A 17,352-nucleotide genomic window follows, 5' to 3' on the forward strand; every position below is an offset into this window, starting at 1 on the left:
AAGAAGAGCCGGCGTTGGACACTGCATGGACCCACACCACCGTCCTCCTGGAAGAAGCGGTTGCCGCCCTCCAGGTGGCGGGCTCGCGCGACACTTTCGTGGATGCGACCTTCGGCCGCGGCGGCCATTCCCGGGCGATCCTGGCGCAACTGGCGCCGCAGGGCCGGTTGATCGCGTTCGACAAGGATCCGGAGGCGGTGGCCGAGGCCGGCCGGATAGAGGACGCTCGCTTCGGCATCCGGCACCAGGGCTTCGCGGACCTGGGGGAATTGCCGCCCGCCAGTGTGGGTGGCCTTCTGATGGACCTCGGCATCAGCTCTCCCCAGATCGACAACCCCGCACGGGGTTTTTCTTTTCGTTTCGACGGCCCGCTCGACATGCGCATGGATCCCACGCGCGGCCAGAGCGCTGCCGACTGGCTGGCGACAGCCGACACCAAGCAGATTGCGGAGGTCATCCGTGACTATGGCGAAGAACGGTTTGCTGTTCAGATTGCAAAGGCGATTGTTGCTCGCCGACAAGAGCGGGGCCCGCTTTCAACCACCGCCGAGCTGGCCGAACTCGTGGCTGGCTCGGTCAAAACCCGCGAGCCGGGCCAGAACCCTGCAACGCGCACATTTCAGGCTCTTCGGATTTTCGTCAACGCCGAGCTTGAAGAGCTGCAACAGGCGCTAGAGGCCAGCCTTGCCGTGCTCAAACCCGGGGGGCGACTGGCGGTGATCAGCTTCCATTCGCTGGAGGACCGCATCGTCAAGCAGTTCATCGCCGCGCATTCGCGCGCGGTGGTGGATCGCCGCGCCCCCTTCGCCGAACCGCCGCCCACGCTGCTGCATTCGATCGGCCGCATCCGGCCCGGCGAGGCAGAGGTGCGGGCCAATCCGCGGGCGCGCAGCGCCATCCTGCGCGTGGCCGAGCGAACGGAGGCGCCGGCATGATGACGCGGCTCAATCTCCTGCTGCTGATGGCCGTCGTCGGCTCGGCGCTGTATCTGGTGCACATCCAGTACACCGCGCGCCAGCTCTACAGCGAGATGCATCGGCTCGAGCTCGAGTCGCGCCGGCTCGAGCTGGAAACGGGGCGCCTGCAGGTCGAGAAACGTGCCCAGGCCACGCCCCTGCGGGTAGAGAAGCTGGCACGCGAGCAACTGAAGATGCGGACCGCCACGCCGGCCATCACGCTGTACGTGCGGCCGGACGGCAGCGTCATCCCCGCCATCGAGCCGCCGCCCGCGCCCGCCAAGACGAAGCCGGGCGCGACGCCCGCAAGGAGCGCACGGTGAGCCGCAGCGTCCGCTACACGCACAGCCCCCTGCTGGCCAGCAAGACGCCGGTCTGGCGCAGCAAGTTCATCGTGGCCGGCATCGCGCTGGGCTTCGTCGTCCTGGCTGGCCGCGCCGCCTACGTGCAGGTGATCGGCAACGACTTCTTCCTGCGCCAGGGCGAGGTGCGCTTCGCCCGCACGCTCGACCTGCCGGCCAACCGCGGCCGCATCCTCGACCGCAACGGCCTGCTGCTGGCCTCCAGCGTCGTGGCGCCCAGCATCTGGGCCATTCCGGAAGACATCGAGCGGGACGATCCGAAAGTGCAGGCCAAGCTCAAGCAGGTGGCCAAGCTGCTCGACATGCCCCAGCAGGCGTTCGACAAGAAACTCCAGGACGAGGACAAGAGCTTCGTGTGGATCAAGCGCCAGGTGGACGAGCCGGTGGCCAAGCAGATCGCCGCGCTGGGCATCAAGGGCATCTACGAGCGGCGCGAGTACCGGCGCGAGTACCCGGAAGGCGAATCGGCGGCGCACATCGTCGGCTTCACCAACATCGAGAACCATGGCCAGGAAGGCATCGAGCTGTCCTTCGACAGCCAGCTCGCCGGCAAGCCGGGCTCGCGCCGCGTCATCAAGGACCGCCTCGGGCGCGTCGTCGAGGGCGTGGGCGAGACGACACCGCCGGAGGACGGGCGCGACATCCAGTTGTCGATCGACAGCAAGGTGCAGTTCTTTGCCTACCAGAAGCTGCGCGACGCGGTCACCGCCAACAAGGCCAAGGCCGGCAGCGTGGTGGTGCTCGACTCGCTCACCGGCGAGATCCTGGCGCTGGCCAACTATCCCAGCTACCAGCCCGACAACCGGCAGCGGCTGAGCGGCGAGCAGCTGCGCAACCGCGCACTCACAGACGTGTTCGAGCCCGGCTCGACCATGAAACCGATCACCATCGGCATGGCGCTGCAGGCCGGGCGCATCACCCCGCAGACGGTGATCGACACCAGTCCGGGTCGCTACCAGATGGGCGGCTTCACCATCAGCGACACGCACAACTACGGCGCGCTGACCGTCGAGGGCGTCATCCAGAAGTCCAGCAACATCGGCGCGCTGAAGATTGCGCAGAAGATGACGCCGCAGGAGATGTGGGACACCTACACGGCGCTGGGCTACGGCAGCAAGCCGCAGGTCCAGTTTCCGGGTGCGGTTACCGGTCGCCTTCGGCCGTGGAAGAGCTGGAAGCCGGTGGAGCAGGCGACGATGGCCTACGGCTACGGCCTGTCGGCCTCGCTGTTCCAGATGGCGCACTCGTACACCTCCTTCGCGCACGACGGCGAGATCATCCCGGTCACCATCCTCAAGCATCCCGAGCGCGCCAGCGGCGTGCGCATCTTCTCGCCCACGGTGGCGGCGCAGGTCCGCAAGATGTTGCAGATGGCCGCCGGCCCGGGCGGCACCGGCCCGCTGGCGCAGACGATCGGCTATTCGGTGGGCGGCAAGTCCGGCACTGCACACAAGCAGGTCGGCAAGGGCTACGCGTCGAACAAGTACCGCGCGTGGTTCACCGGCATGGCGCCGATCACCAATCCGCGCATCATCGTCGCGGTGATGGTGGACGAGCCCAGTGCCGGCAAATACTTCGGCGGCCTGGTGGCCGCCCCGGTGTTCAGCGAAGTCGTGCAGCAGACGCTGCGCATGATGAACGTGGCGCCCGACCTGGCGGTCAAGCCGCTGGTGGTGACCGACGGCGTGGACGAGAGCTTCTGACGATGAACGCCGTCCTCCACACCCCCCAGGAAGCCGCGCGCTGGCTGCGCACCCGCGTGACCGGCCAGCTGCACGCGGACAGCCGGTCGGTGCGGCCTGGCGATGGCTTTGTCGCCTGGCCGGGCGCCGCCACCGACGGGCGCCGCCACGTGCCGGCGGCGCTGGCGCAGGGCGCGGCGGCCTGCCTTGTCGAGCGCGAAGGCATGGAATCGTTCGGCTTCGCGCAGGACGAGGTCGCCAGCTACGCGGGCCTCAAGGCGGCCACCGGCCCGATCGCCGCGGCCTTCCATGACGAACCGTCGCGGCGCCTGGACGTCTTGGCGGTCACCGGCACCAACGGCAAGACGTCGACCGCCTGGTGGCTGGCGCAGGCCCTTTCAGGCCAGGAAGAGCGCGGCCGGTGCGCGGTGGTCGGCACCCTTGGCATGGGCGTGCCGCCGCAACTGCGCTACACCGGCATGACCACGCCCGACCCGGTGATGCTGCAAGGCTACTTCCGCGAGATCGCCGACCAGGGCATGCGCGCCTGCGCCATCGAGGCCTCGTCCATCGGCATCGCCGAGCGCCGGCTCGACGGCACCCGCATCACCGTGGCGGTGTTCACCAATTTCACGCAGGATCACCTGGATTACCACGGCAGCATGCAGGCGTACTGGCAGGCCAAGGCGGAACTGTTCCGCTGGCCCGGCCTGCAGGCGGCAGTGGTGAACGTGGACGACGTCCAGGGCGCCACCCTGGCAGCCAGCCTGGCCGATCGTTCCTTGGGCGAGCGCCCGGCGCTGTGGACCTTCTCCGCAGCAGGCGCGCCGGCACGCCTCTCGGCGCGCGACGTCGGCTACGACGCGCAGGGCTTGCGCTTCACCGTGGCCGAGGACGGCGCGGGCGAGCAGGCCATCGTGACCGGGCTCATCGGCCAATACAACGTGGCCAACCTGCTGGGCGTGCTTGGCGCCTTGCGGGCGCTCGGCCTGGACCTGGCGCAGGCGGTGGCCGCCTGCGCCGCGCTGAGCCCCGTGCCCGGCCGCATGGAGCGTGTCGACGGCGGCGGCGCAACGGCACCGCTGGTGGTCGTCGACTATGCCCACACGCCGGACGCGCTGGACAAGGCGTTGGCGGGGCTGCGGCCGCTGGCCCGGCAACGCGGCGGACGGCTGTGGTGCCTGTTCGGCTGCGGTGGCGACCGCGACCCGATCAAGCGGCCGATGATGGGCGCAGTGGCCGAGAAGCAGGCCGACTGCGTCATGGTCACCAGCGACAACCCGCGCAGCGAACTGCCGGGCGCCATCATCAGCCAGATCCTGCTCGGCCTGGCCAGCCCGGAGCACGCGCAGGTCGAGCCGGACCGAGCGCGCGCCATCGCAGACACCATTGCCCAGGCCGAGGCCCAGGACGTCGTGCTGCTGGCGGGACGCGGCCACGAGGCCTGGCAGGAACTGGCCAACGGCCAGCGCATCGAGTTCTCGGATCGCCTCCATGCGGCCCGGGCCCTGGATCGAAGGAGCAGCACATGACGATGCTGACCTTGCAGCAGGCCCTGCAGTGGATCCCCGGCGCCCGGCTGGTGGGCGACCCCGCCACTGTCGTCGAACGGGTCCATACCGACACGCGCAGCCTGTTGCCCGGAGACCTGTTCGTGGCGCTCAAGGGCGAGCGCTTCGACGCCAATGCCTTCCTCGGCCAGGCGAAGGCGGCCGGCGCGGCTGCCGCCATCGCGCACGGCGGGCTGCAGCAGGCCGGGCTGGCCGGACTCGAGGTGCCCGACACCCTGGCGGCGCTGGGCCAACTCGCCGCCGCCTGGCGCGCGCAGTTCCAACTGCCGCTCATCGCCGTGACCGGCAGCAACGGCAAGACAACCGTCACGCAGATGCTGGCGGCCATCCTGGTCGCGAGCGACGGCAGCGACCGGTCGCTTGCGACCCGTGGCAACTTCAACAACGAAATCGGCCTGCCGCTGACGCTGCTGCGGCTGCGCGCCGGCGACCGGCGCGGCGTGGTCGAACTGGGCATGAACCACCCGGGCGAGATCGCCCGGCTGACGGCCATTGCCCGGCCCACCGTCGCGCTGGTCAACAACGCGCAGCGCGAGCACCAGGAATTCATGCAGAGCGTGGAGGCGGTGGCGCGCGAGAACGCACAGGTGTTCGACGGGCTGTCGTCTGACGGCACCGCGGTGTTCCCGCACGGCGACGTGTTCACGTCGCTGTGGTCCGGGCTCGCAGGCTGCGGTGGCAGGCGCCGCTGCCTGCGCTTCGGCGAGCAGGAAGGTGCGGACGTTCGCCTGGCCGCCGCCGAATGGCACGGCGAGGCCTGGACGGTGGCGCTGGACACGCCGGTGGGCCGGCTTTCCTGCCACCTTCAGATCGCCGGCCGGCACAACCTGCACAACGCCATGGCCGCAGTCGCCTGCGCCCTGGCCGCGGGTGTGTCGCTGGACCACATCGCCCAGGGTCTCGAGGCCTTCCGCCCGGTGAGCGGGCGATCGAACGCTCGCATGCTGGCGCGTGCCGCCGGCTCGCCGCTGACCGTGGTCGACGACAGCTACAACGCCAATCCGGATTCGGTCCGCGCCGCCATCGACGTGCTGGCCGCGCTGCCAGGCCCGCGCCTCCTGGTGCTGGGCGACATGGGCGAGGTCGGCGACCAGGGTCCGCAGTTCCATGCCGAGGTGGGCGCGTGGGCGGCCGCGCGCGGTGTCGAGTCGGTGTACGCCATGGGCGCGCAGACGGCGCACGCCGTTGCGGCGTACCTGGAGACTGCGAAAGCCGCGGACGGCCGGCATTTCGGCAGCGACGACATCGACGCGCTCAACGCCGCCGTGCTGGCACGCCTGCCGCAGGTGGCGAGCGTGCTCGTCAAGGGATCGCGCTTCATGAAGATGGAGCGGGTGGTGCAAGCCATCGATGCGGATATCAAGAACGACAACAACAAGGAGGCCGGCGATGCGTAGTGCGCTACCGGTGACCGACCCATGCTGCTGAGCCTGGCCCAATGGCTGCAGACCCTGCTTCCCGAAGCAGGCTTTCTGCGCGTCTTCCAGTACCTGACCTTCCGCGCCCTGATGGCCGCGGTCACGGCTCTGCTGGTGGGCCTGCTCGCCGGTCCCTGGGTCATCCGGCGCCTGACGGCGCTGAAGATCGGCCAGCCCGTGCGCGGCTACGCCATGGAAACGCATCTGGTCAAGAGTGGCACGCCCACCATGGGCGGCGTGCTGGTGCTGTTCTCGATCGCGCTGGCCACGCTGCTGTGGTTCGACCTGTCCAACCGTTTCGTCTGGATCGTCCTTTGGGTGACGCTCGGCTTCGGCGCCATCGGCTGGGTCGACGACTGGCGCAAGGTGGTCAAGAAGGACCCCGAAGGCATGCGCTCGCGCGAGAAGTACATGTGGCAGTCGCTCATCGGCCTGATGGCTGCCTTCTACCTTCTGTTCTCGATCTCGGAAGTGTCGAACTGGCGCGTGCTGGAACTGTTCTACGCCTGGGTGCGCTCGGGGTTCGACCTGGACTTTCCGCCCAAGACGCACCTGCTGGTTCCGTTCTTCAAGGAGATCACCTACCCGCTGGGCGGGGTCGGCTTCGTGGTGCTGACATACCTGGTGATCGTGGGGGCGAGCAATGCAGTCAACCTGACTGACGGCCTGGATGGCCTGGCCATCATGCCGGTCGTCATGGTGGGCTCGGCGCTCGGAGTGTTCGCCTACGTCACCGGCAGCGCCGTGTATTCGCGCTACCTGCTGTTCCCGCACATTCCCGGCTCGGGCGAACTGCTCGTGTTCTGCTCGGCCATGGCCGGCGCCGGCCTGGCCTTCCTCTGGTTCAACACGCATCCGGCCCAGGTGTTCATGGGCGACGTGGGCGCGCTGGCACTCGGCGGCGCCCTGGGAACGGTGGCAGTCATCGTGCGCCAGGAGGTCGTGTTCTTCATCATGGGCGGGATCTTCGTGGTCGAGGCGATCTCGGTCATGGCGCAGGTGACCTACTTCAAGTACACCAAGCGCCGCTACGGAGAAGGCCGGCGCGTGCTCAAGATGGCGCCGCTGCACCACCACTTCGAAAAGAGCGGCTGGCGCGAGACGCAGGTGGTCGTGCGCTTCTGGATCATCACCATGCTGCTGTGCCTGGTGGGTCTGTCCACCTTGAAGCTGAGATAGGGACGAGGCCAAGGTGAAGCATCTCAACCAACTCCACGTGCTGGTCCTGGGCCTCGGTGCCTCGGGCCTGGCGATGGCGCGCTGGTGCGCCCGCCACGGCGCGGTGGTGACGGTCGCCGACACGCGCGAGGCTCCGCCGCAACTGCCCGCCCTGCGCGAGCAATGCCCCGACGTGCGTTTCGTCGCCGGCGCATTCAGTGCGGCACTGGTCGAAGGCACCGCCATCCGCGCCGTCTATTGCTCGCCCGGCCTGTCGCCGGCCGAGCGGGCGCCGGTGGTCGACGCGGCGCGGGCGATGGGCCTGCCGGTGGGCGGCGAGCTGGACCTGTTCACGCAGGCGCTGGCCGACCTGGCACAGGCGCCGCAGGACGAAGCGGTTGATGCGGAGGGCGACGAGCCGTCGTCCGTCCCCGGGCAGGGCGACGAGGCCGAGGATGCGCCCGGCGAGGAACCCGAAGCGGCACCCGACGCCGACGTTGCGCTCGATGCGCAGGCCATCGTCAACGCACCTGATGACGACGCCGAGCCGACCCCGGTCGTGCCGCCGGCGCCTCCCGTGCGCAGAGGCTACGAGCCGGCGGTGCTCGCGATCACCGGCACCAATGGCAAGACCACGGTCACGGCGCTGACGGGGCTGCTGGTCGAGCGCGCCGGCAAGCGGGTCGCCGTCGCCGGCAACATCGGCCCGACACTCCTGGACACCCTGGCCGAGCGCATCGACGCGCAGGACCTGCCCGAGGTGTGGGTCCTGGAGCTTTCCAGCTTCCAGCTCGACACGGCGCAGGGCTTCGAGCCCACGGCTGCCGCCGTGCTCAACATCAGCCAGGACCACCTGGACTGGCATGGCGACATGGCGTCGTACGTGGCGGCCAAGGCGCGCATCTTCGGCCAGCGGGGTTTGCTGATTCTCAACCGTGACGACCCGCAGGTCATGCAGATGCTGCCGCCGCCGGTCCGGGTGAAGCTGCAGCGGCCCCAGGTGCGCGCGCACGTGCTGTTCGGTGGCGGCATGCCGACTCGGCCGGGCGACTACGGCATCGAGCGCGTCAACGGCATGGCATGGCTGGTGCGCGCGCACGAGGCCGACGAGACCATCAAGCGCAAGCGCGGAGCCGCCCAGGTCGAGGAAGACTTGTACCTGCAGCGGCTGATGCCGGCCGATGCGCTGCGCATCCGCGGCCAGCACAACGCGCTGAACGCGCTGGCCGCCCTGGCCCTGGCCTCGGCCGCCGGCTGCGCGCTCGCGCCCATGCTCTACGGCCTGCGCGAGTACCACGGCGAGCCGCACCGCGTGCAGCCGGTGGCCATCGTCGACGAGGTGGAGTACTTCGACGACAGCAAGGGCACCAACGTCGGCGCCACCGTGGCGGCGCTGGCAGGGCTGGGCGCCGAGCGCAAGGTGGTTGTCATCCTCGGGGGCGATGGCAAGGGCCAGGACTTCTCGCCGCTGGCCGAGCCGGTGTCGCGCTTTGCGCGGGCCGTCGTGCTGATCGGCCGCGACGCGCCGCTGATCGAGCAGGCGCTCGCCGGTGCAGGCGTGCCGATGCACCATGCCGTGGACATGGGCGCAGCGGTCCGCGAAGGCGCTGCCCGCGCCCACCGGGGCGACGCGGTGCTGCTGTCGCCGGCTTGCGCCAGCTTCGACATGTTCCGCAACTATCCGCATCGCGCCGAGGTCTTTTGCGCGGCGGTGCAGGACCTGGCCGAATCGCCCGACGGGCCGGGCGCGGACCTGCAGGACATGGGAGACGAACAATGAGCAGTGCCAGCGCAGCCACGCCCGGCGAATCGACCGAGAGCCGCGAAGCCGTGTCCGGCTGGCGGCGCCTGTTCGCCGGCCGGCGCGGCAGCGGCGACGCGCTGCCGATGCACCTGCCGGTGCACCTTGGCGGCGCCGGCGTCACGCAGACGCGCGCTGCGCCGGTGCGCGTGCTCGGGTTCGACCAGGCCTTGCTGTGGGTCACGGTGGCGTTGCTCGCCTGGGGCCTGGTGATGGTGTATTCGGCCTCGATCGCGATCGGCGACAACCCGCGCTTCTCCCGCGCCAACTACGACGAGACCTATTTCCTGCTGCGCCACGTCTTCGCGCTGGTGGCCGCCTTCGTGGCTGCGCTGCTGGCCTTCCAGGTGCCGATGCGCACGTGGGAGCGTGTGGCGCCGTGGCTGTTCGTGGCCTCGCTGATATTGCTGGTGGTGGTGCTGATTCCGCACATCGGCCGCAGCGTCAACGGCGCGCGCCGCTGGATTCCGCTGGGCGTGACCAACTTCCAGCCCTCCGAGCTGGCGAAGGTGGCCATGGTCATGTATGCGGCCAGCTACATGGTGCGCAAGATGGAGATCAAGGAGCGGTTCTTCCGTGCCGTCCTGCCGATGGGCGTCGCCGTGGTGGTGGTCGGCATGCTGCTTCTGGCCGAGCCCGACATGGGCGCGTTCATGGTGATCGCCGTGATCGCCATGGGCATCCTGTTCCTCGGCGGGGTCAACGCACGCATGTTCTTCGTCATCGCCGTGCTGGTGGTGGTGGCGTTCTCGATGATGGTGGCATCGTCGCCCTGGCGGCGCGAGCGCATCTTTGCCTACCTGGATCCGTGGAGCGAGACCAATGCCCTGGGCAAGGGCTACCAGCTGTCGCATTCACTGATCGCCATCGGCCGCGGCGAGATCTTCGGCGTCGGCCTGGGTGGCAGCGTCGAGAAGCTGCACTGGCTGCCCGAGGCGCACACCGACTTCCTGCTGGCCGTCATCGGCGAGGAGTTCGGCCTGGTGGGCGTGCTCGTCGCGATCGTCCTGTTCCTGTGGATGACGCGCCGCATCATGCACATCGGCCGCCAGGCCATCGCGCTCGACCGCGTCTTCTCCGGCCTGGTGGCACAAGGCGTGGGCGTATGGGTCGGCTTCCAGACGTTCATCAACATGGGCGTGAACCTCGGCGCGCTGCCGACCAAGGGCCTGACCCTGCCGCTGATGAGCTATGGCGGCTCGGCAATCATCATGAACCTGGTCGCCCTGGCGATCGTGCTGCGAGTCGACTATGAAAACCGTGTCCTCATGCGCGGAGGCCGCGTATGAGGACATGGATTGGGCGCAGCCAAAATCGTGTCGGCGCGAAGCGCCGGCGCGCGCCAGCGCGCCTCATGCGCGGAGGCCGCGTATGAGGACGGCGCTCGTCATGGCTGGCGGCACGGGCGGGCACATCTTTCCCGGGCTGGCGGTGGCCGAGGCGCTGCGCTCGCGCGGCTGGCGGGTGCACTGGCTAGGCGCGCCCACCGGCATGGAACACGACCTGGTGCCGCCGCGCGGCTTCGACTTCGAGCCGGTGCAGTTCGGCGGCGTGCGCGGCAAGGGTGTGCTCACGCTGGCGCTGCTGCCCCTGCGCCTGCTGCGCGCCTTCTGGCAGAGCATCCAGGTCGTGCGCCGGGTCAAGCCCGACGTCGTCGTCGGCCTTGGGGGCTACATCACGTTTCCCGGCGGCATGATGAGCGTGCTGCTGGGCAAGCCGCTGGTGCTGCACGAACAGAACTCGGTCGCCGGCCTGGCCAACAAGGTCATGGCCAGCGTCGCCGACCGCGTGTTCAGCGCCTTCCCGGACGTGCTCAAGAATGCGCGCTGGGTCGGCAACCCATTGCGCGAGGCGTTCCTGTCGCAGCCAGATCCGGCCGTACGTTTCTTCGGCCGCAGCGGACCGCTGAAGCTGCTGGTGGTTGGCGGCAGCCTGGGCGCCAAGGCGCTCAATGCCATCGTGCCGCAGGCGCTCGCGCGTATCGCGCCGCAGGCGCGGCCGATCGTGTTGCACCAGAGCGGCGCGCGCCAGATCGACGAACTGCGCGCCAACTACGCCGCCGCCGGCGTACAGGCAGAACTCACGCCCTTCATCGAGGACACAGCCGCCGCCTTCGCCGAGGCCGACCTCGTCATCGCACGCGCCGGCGCCAGCACCGTCACCGAGATCGCGGCGGTAGGCGCGGCCGCGCTGTTCGTTCCCTTTCCCTCGGCGGTCGACGACCACCAGACCACCAACGCGCGCTTCCTCGTCGACGCCGGTGGCGCCTGGCTCGTCGCCCAGTCCGAGCTGACTCCTGAACTGTTGTCCGACTTGCTGCAGAAAACCACACGCGAGGCGTTGCTCGAGCGCGCCCTCAAGGCCAAGAGCCTGCAAAAGACCGAAGCGGTCGCCGAAGTCGTCCATGCCTGCGAGGAGCTTGCGAAATGAAGCATGCCATTCGCCACATCCATTTCGTCGGTATCGGCGGCTCGGGCATGAGCGGCATCGCCGAGGTGCTGTTCAACCTGGGCTACAAGATCTCCGGCTCCGACCTGGCCGACAGCGCCACGCTGCGCCGCCTGGCGCAACTGGGCATCGCCACGCACGTCGGGCACCACGGGGCCAACATCGATGGGGCCGACGCCGTCGTCACGTCGACGGCGGTGCGGGCCGACAACCCGGAAGTACTGGCCGCGCGCGAGAAGAAGATTCCGGTGGTGCCGCGCGCGCAGATGCTCGCGGAACTGATGCGACTCAAGCAGGGCATCGCCATCGCGGGCACGCACGGCAAGACCACCACCACCAGCCTGGCAGCCAGCGTGCTCGCGGCGGCCGGCCTGGATCCGACCTTCGTCATCGGCGGCCGGCTCAACAGCGCCGGGACCAACGCGCGCCTGGGGCAGGGCGACTACATCGTGGTCGAGGCCGACGAGTCGGACGCCTCGTTCCTGAACCTGCTCCCGATCATGGCGGTGGTGACCAACATCGACGCCGACCACATGGAGACCTACGGGCACGACTTCGGCAAGCTCAAGGCGGCGTTCGTCGACTTCCTGCACCGCATGCCGTTCTACGGCGTTGCCATCCTGTGCACCGATGACCAGGCGGTACGCGAGATCGTGCCGGAAGTGTCCTGTCCGGTCACCAGCTACGGCTTCAACGAGGACGCCCAGGTGCGCGCGGTGGACGTCCGCGCCTCCGGCGGCCAGATGCACTTCACGGTGCAGCGGCGCAACGGCGTCGTTCTGCCCGACCTGCCGGTCACGTTGAACCTGCCGGGCGAGCACAACGTGCGCAACGCGCTCTCGGTGATCGCGATGGCGGTCGAGCTCAACATCCCCGACGAGGCGGTCCAGCGCGGCCTGGCCGACTTCAAGGGCGTCGGCCGGCGCTTCCAGCGCTACGGCGACGTGCCCCTGCCCGGCGGCGAGCGGGGGGGCAGCTTCACGCTCATCGACGACTACGGCCACCACCCGGTGGAGATGGCCGCGACCATCGAGGCCGCGCGCGGCGCGTTCCCGGGCAGGCGCCTGGTGCTGGCCTTCCAGCCGCACCGCTACACCCGCACGCGCGACTGCTTCGAGGATTTCGTCAAGGTGATCGGCCGTGCCGACGCGGTGCTTCTGGGCGAGGTCTATGCCGCCGGCGAGCCACCCATCGTGGCGGCCGACGGGCGCACCCTGGCGCGCGCGCTGCGCGTGGCCGGGAAGGTGGAGCCGGTGTTCGTCGACGAGATTGCCGCCATGCCGCAGGCGATCCTGGACAACGCGCGCGCCGGGGATGTCGTGATCTGCATGGGCGCCGGATCGGTCGGCGGCGTGCCCGCCAAGGTGGTGGAACTGGGCGCTGCAACCGCCCGGAAAGAACAGGGGATGGCTTCGTGAGCACGATCGATTCTTCTTCATTCGGCAAGGTCGCCGTCCTGATGGGCGGCAGTTCGGCCGAGCGCGAGGTGTCGCTGATGTCCGGCGCCGGCGTGCTGGGCGCGCTGCGTGCACGCGGCGTCGACGCCCATGCGTTCGATCCGTCCGAGCGCGACCTGTGCGATCTCCGGCGCGACGGCTTCGCCCGCTGCTTCATCGTGCTGCACGGTCGCCACGGCGAGGATGGCACGGTGCAGGGGGCGCTGGAACTGCTCGGCATCCCGTACACCGGTTCGGGCGTGATGGCCTCGAGCGTGGCGATGGACAAGGTGATGACCAAGCGACTGTGGCAAGCCGATGGCCTGCCGACGCCGCGCTATGCCCGGCTGGCGTTCGACCAGCAGAGCCTGGAGCAGGTCCGCGCCGTGCCGGACGTGCTGGGCCTGCCGCTGATCGTCAAGCCCCCGCGCGAAGGCTCTTCCATCGGCGTCACCAAGGTCCAGGGGTATTCGCAGATGCAGGACGCGGTGCGGCTCGCGGCGCGCTACGACGCCGATGTCCTGTGCGAGGAATTCATCGAGGGCGAGGAAGTGACCTGCGCCGTGCTCGGCACGGGCCAGTACGCGCAGGCGCTGCCGGTGGTGCGCATCGCCGCTCCCGACGGCGCCTACGACTACCAGAACAAGTACTTCACCGACGAGGTGAAGTACCACTGCCCGAGCGGCCTGGACGCCGCGCTCGAAGACGAGATCCGGCACCTCTCGCTGGCCGCCTACCGGACACTGGGCTGCCGCGGCTGGGGCCGCGCCGACCTGATGATCCGTGCCAGCGACCGCAAGCCGTTCCTGCTCGAGATGAACACGTCTCCCGGAATGACCAGTCATTCGCTGGTGCCGATGGCCGCACGCGCGGCCGGCATCGACTACGAGACGCTGTGCCTGCGCGTGCTGGCGCATGCCGCCCTCGACGCCGACCGGCCCGCCGCCGCTGGGGATGCGAACTGACCATGGCCGAAAGCACCCCGATGCCGTTCGACGTCAAGCTCATGAACATCGTTGCGACGCTGCTGTTTGCGTCGTGCGGTCTCATGCTGCTTGCCGGCGGCGCCTGGTGGGTGCTGCGCCAGCCCTTCTTCCCGCTGGCGGGCCTGAAGGTCGATGGTCAGATCTCGCACGTCAATGCGGCCTTGCTGCGGGCCAACGTGGTGCCGCAGCTGGCGGGCAACTTCTTCACCGTCGACCTGGCGCGCACGCGTGCGGCCTTTGAATCGGTGCCGTGGGTACGCAAGGCGGTGGTCCGGCGCGAGTTTCCCAACCGGCTGCGCGTGACGCTGACGGAGCAGGAGCCGGTGGCCTACTGGGGCGACGACGCGCTGTCGCGGCTCATCAACGGCTTCGGCGAAGTATTCGAGGCCAACGTCGCAGAGGTGGACCGGCCGCTGCCGCGCCTGAAGGGCCCGGACGACGAGGCCGGCATGGTGCTGGGCATGTACCGCGAGCTGGGGCCGATGTTCAACGGTTACGACCTGTCGGTGGAGCAGCTGTCTCTGTCGACACGCGGTAGCTGGGCGGTCGAACTCGATACCGGTGCGCACATCGAGCTGGGGCGCGGTACGGCCGAGGAGTTGCAGGCCCGCACCAGGCGATTCCTGACTTCGGTCCGGCAGGTCGCAGGGCATTACGGCCGTTCCGTCGAATCGGTGACCAGTGCCGACCTGCGCCACCGTGACGCGTATGCGTTGCGCTTGCGCGGCGTCAGCACGGTCGGTCCGGACGACACCAAGAAAAGATAGAGAACACGAGGACATTCATTCATGCCCAAAGACTACAAGGACTTGGTCGTCGGCCTCGACATCGGCACCGCCAAGGTGATGGCGGTGGTGGCCGAGGTGCTGCCCAGCGGCGACCTCAAGCTGGCCGGGCTGGGCATTGCGCCGAGCAACGGGCTCAAGCGCGGCGTGGTCGTCAACATCGACGCCACGGTGCAGAGCATCCAGCAGGCGCTGAAGGAAGCCGAACTGATGGCGGACTGCAAGATCGGCCGCGTCTACACGGGGATCACCGGCAGCCACATCCGCGGCATCAATTCCAGCGGCATGGTGGCGGTCAAGGACAAGGAGGTCACGCCGGCCGACGTGGCGCGGGTGGTGGAGACGGCGCGCGCCATCAACATCTCCAGCGACCAGCGCCTGCTGCTGGTCGAGCCGCAGGAGTTCGTGATCGACGGCCAGGACGTGAAGGAGCCGATCGGCATGAGCGGCATGCGGCTGGAAGCCAAGGTGCACATCGTCACCGGCGCCCAGAGCGCGGCCGAGAACATCATCAAGTGCGTGCGTCGCTGCGGCCTCGAGGTGGACCAGCTCATGCTGAACCCGCTCGCCTCGAGCCAGGCGGTGCTGACGGAGGACGAGCGCGAGCTCGGCGTGGTGCTCGTGGATATCGGCGCGGGTACCACCGACGTCGCCATCTTCACCAACGGCGCGATCCGCCACACCGCGGTGATTCCGATCGCCGGCGACCTGGTGACGAGCGACATCGCGATGGCTTTGCGCACCCCGACCAAGGACGCCGAGGACATCAAGGTCGAGCATGGGTTCGCCAAGCAGCTGCTGGCGGATCCCGAGACGCAGGTCGAAGTGCCGGGCCTGGGCGACCGCGGTCCGCGCCTGCTGAGCAAGCAGGCCCTGGCCGGCGTGATCGAGCCGCGCATCGAGGAGATCTTCTCGCTGGTGCAGCAGGTGGTGCGCGAGTCGGGCTACGAGGAAGTGCTGTCGTCCGGCGTGGTGCTCACCGGCGGCAGCGCGGTGATGCCCGGAATGATCGAGCTGGGCGAGGACATCTTCCTCAAGCCGGTCCGGCGCGGCATTCCCAAATATTCCAGCGCGCTGTCGGACATGGTGGCGCAGCCGCGCGCGGCCACCGTCATGGGGCTGCTCGAAGAGGCGCGCTACGCCCGGCTGCGCGGCTACAAGGTCGCGCAGAAGAGCGGGTCGGTGAAGTCGGCATTCGGCCGCTTCAAGGACTTCATCGTGGGGAACTTCTGATGAAGAAGCGAAGCAAAAGTCCGCATCCTGGAGGTCGTCCGACATGAACTTCGACGCGTTCTACCTAGCATGCGGCAGCGGACCGCCTCGCCATTTCAACGAGCGATGGCGACGAACCGGTCCGCCACGATCCTGATTGCGCGAGGCAGCGCACGAACAGACCAAGAACAGATTCAGAACACAACGGCAACTGCAAATTTCTAGGAGCTAACGATGACCATCGAAATGATCGAAGTCGAGGAATTCAACCAGGGCACGCAGATCAAGGTGATCGGCGTCGGCGGCGGCGGCGGCAACGCCGTGGCCCACATGATCGAGCGCAAGGTGCAAGGCGTGGAGTTCGTCTGCGCCAACACGGACGCGCAGGCGCTCACGCGCAGCAATGCGCACAAGACCATTCAGCTGGGCCTGACCGGCCGCGGCGCGGGAAGCAAGCCCGACGTCGGCCGCGAGTCGGCCGAGGTCGCGGTCGACGACATCCGCGCGGCGATCGACGGCGCGCACATGCTGTTCATCACCGCCGGCATGGGCGGCGGTACCGGCACCGGTGCGGCGCCCGTGATCGCGCGCGTGGCCAAGGAGATGGGCATCCTGACGGTGGGGGTGGTGACCAAGCCGTTCGACTGGGAAGGCGGCAAGCGCATGACCAATGCCGAGAACGGCCTGGCCGAACTCGAGGCGAACGTCGACTCGCTGATCGTCATTCTCAACGAGAAGCTGCTCGACGTGCTGGGCGACGACGTCACCCAGGAAGAGGCCTTCGGCCATGCCAACGACGTCCTCAAGAACGCGGTCGGTGGTATCGCCGAGATCATCAACGAGTACGGCAACGTCAACGTCGACTTCGAGGACGTGCGCACCGTGATGGGCGAGCCCGGCAAGGCCATGATGGGCACGGCTGCCGCCAGCGGCCCGGACCGCGCACGCATCGCCGCCGAGCAGGCCGTGGCCTGCCCGCTGCTCGAAGGCGTGGACCTGTCCGGCGCCAAGGGCGTGCTGGTGCTCGTCACCGCGTCCAAGGCGTCCCTCAAGCTGTCGGAATCGAAGCTGGCGATGAACACCATCCGCGCCTACGCTTCGCCGGATGCGCACGTCATCTACGGCGCGGCATACGACGAGCGCCTGGGCGACGAGATGCGTGTGACCGTGGTGGCCACGGGGCTGTCGCGCAATGCCGCCAGCAGCAAGCCGCAACTCGAGGTGATCCGTACCGGCACCGACAACGTGCCGTTCACGGTGCCGACGCTCGGCGGTGCGAGCACCGGCGGCATGGGTGGCGTGCAGCAGACGAACTACGACGGCATGTCGGTGCCAAGCGTGTGGCGAACCAACCGCACCATGGCCGCGGCCAAGGTCGACGCACTGTCGTCGGGCGGCATGGACGATTTCGAGATTCCCGCTTTCCTCCGCCGCCAAGCCGATTGATGGCGCGCAAAGCTATTGCGCGTCCCGATCTCGCGCCTGCGCGGCTCGCCGTACGGGAGTACGGCTGCGCTGCTCGGTGCAAGCTCGGGGC

At 68.8% G+C, this 17,352-nt stretch carries 14 protein-coding genes; all 14 read left to right on the forward strand.

Translation table 11 applies throughout. The annotated features are described in order from the left end of the window. Nucleotides 1-14: 14 nt before the first annotated feature. The 14 genes from rsmH (at nt 15) to ftsZ (ending at nt 17,261) form a co-directional block, all read left to right on the forward strand. On the forward strand, nt 15-935 hold the full coding sequence (gene rsmH / locus VES41_RS02475) for a 16S rRNA (cytosine(1402)-N(4))-methyltransferase RsmH (protein ID WP_324812550.1): 921 nt from the start codon (nt 15-17) through the stop codon (nt 933-935). Next, the gene (gene ftsL / locus VES41_RS02480; RefSeq protein WP_324813088.1) at nt 935-1,279 is read left to right on the forward strand and encodes a cell division protein FtsL; all 345 of its coding nucleotides are present in this window, start codon (nt 935-937) and stop codon (nt 1,277-1,279) included. The genes rsmH and ftsL overlap by 1 nt, the downstream gene beginning before the upstream one ends. Continuing rightward, a complete protein-coding gene (locus VES41_RS02485) occupies nt 1,276-3,021 on the forward strand; it encodes a penicillin-binding protein 2 (protein ID WP_324812553.1) in 1,746 nt (581 codons plus the stop codon). Before ftsL ends, VES41_RS02485 begins: the two co-directional genes overlap by 4 nt. A gap of 2 nt (nt 3,022-3,023) precedes the next feature. Continuing rightward, nucleotides 3,024-4,532: a UDP-N-acetylmuramoyl-L-alanyl-D-glutamate--2,6-diaminopimelate ligase gene (locus VES41_RS02490; protein ID WP_324812556.1), complete on the forward strand. Its 1,509-nt coding sequence runs from the start codon at nt 3,024-3,026 to the stop codon at nt 4,530-4,532. Next, the gene (locus VES41_RS02495; RefSeq protein ID WP_324812559.1) at nt 4,529-5,968 is read left to right on the forward strand and encodes a UDP-N-acetylmuramoyl-tripeptide--D-alanyl-D-alanine ligase; all 1,440 of its coding nucleotides are present in this window, start codon (nt 4,529-4,531) and stop codon (nt 5,966-5,968) included. The genes VES41_RS02490 and VES41_RS02495 overlap by 4 nt, the downstream gene beginning before the upstream one ends. A 21-nt stretch (nt 5,969-5,989) precedes the next feature. Beyond that, the gene (gene mraY, locus VES41_RS02500; protein ID WP_324812562.1) at nt 5,990-7,168 is read left to right on the forward strand and encodes a phospho-N-acetylmuramoyl-pentapeptide-transferase; all 1,179 of its coding nucleotides are present in this window, start codon (nt 5,990-5,992) and stop codon (nt 7,166-7,168) included. Nucleotides 7,169-7,181: 13 nt separating this feature from the next. After that, nucleotides 7,182-8,927, forward strand: coding sequence for a UDP-N-acetylmuramoyl-L-alanine--D-glutamate ligase (gene murD / locus VES41_RS02505; protein ID WP_324812565.1), 1,746 nt, complete (start codon nt 7,182-7,184; stop codon nt 8,925-8,927). After that, entirely contained in the window at nt 8,924-10,237 is a 1,314-nt protein-coding gene (gene ftsW, locus VES41_RS02510) for a putative lipid II flippase FtsW (protein WP_414718997.1), read from the forward strand. Before murD ends, ftsW begins: the two co-directional genes overlap by 4 nt. 82 nt (nt 10,238-10,319) lie before the next feature. After that, nucleotides 10,320-11,378, forward strand: coding sequence for an undecaprenyldiphospho-muramoylpentapeptide beta-N-acetylglucosaminyltransferase (gene murG / locus VES41_RS02515; protein WP_324812567.1), 1,059 nt, complete (start codon nt 10,320-10,322; stop codon nt 11,376-11,378). Further along, on the forward strand, nt 11,375-12,814 hold the full coding sequence (murC, locus tag VES41_RS02520) for a UDP-N-acetylmuramate--L-alanine ligase (RefSeq protein WP_324812570.1): 1,440 nt from the start codon (nt 11,375-11,377) through the stop codon (nt 12,812-12,814). Before murG ends, murC begins: the two co-directional genes overlap by 4 nt. After that, nucleotides 12,811-13,797 (forward strand): D-alanine--D-alanine ligase, encoded by a 987-nt coding sequence (locus tag VES41_RS02525; RefSeq protein WP_324812571.1) that lies wholly within the window; start codon nt 12,811-12,813, stop codon nt 13,795-13,797. The genes murC and VES41_RS02525 overlap by 4 nt, the downstream gene beginning before the upstream one ends. Before the next feature lie 2 nt (nt 13,798-13,799). After that, nucleotides 13,800-14,585 carry a cell division protein FtsQ/DivIB gene (locus VES41_RS02530; RefSeq protein WP_324812573.1) on the forward strand — a complete coding sequence of 262 codons (786 nt, stop codon included), beginning with the start codon at nt 13,800-13,802 and terminating at the stop codon, nt 14,583-14,585. Between the two features lie 21 nt (nt 14,586-14,606). Further along, nucleotides 14,607-15,836: a cell division protein FtsA gene (gene ftsA / locus VES41_RS02535; protein WP_324812576.1), complete on the forward strand. Its 1,230-nt coding sequence runs from the start codon at nt 14,607-14,609 to the stop codon at nt 15,834-15,836. A gap of 213 nt (nt 15,837-16,049) precedes the next feature. Continuing rightward, on the forward strand, nt 16,050-17,261 hold the full coding sequence (gene ftsZ, locus VES41_RS02540) for a cell division protein FtsZ (RefSeq protein WP_324812578.1): 1,212 nt from the start codon (nt 16,050-16,052) through the stop codon (nt 17,259-17,261). Nucleotides 17,262-17,352: the final 91 nt, after the last annotated feature.

The organism is Variovorax sp., from assembly GCF_035634955.1.
Taxonomy (GTDB): Bacteria; Pseudomonadota; Gammaproteobacteria; order Burkholderiales; family Burkholderiaceae_C; genus Variovorax.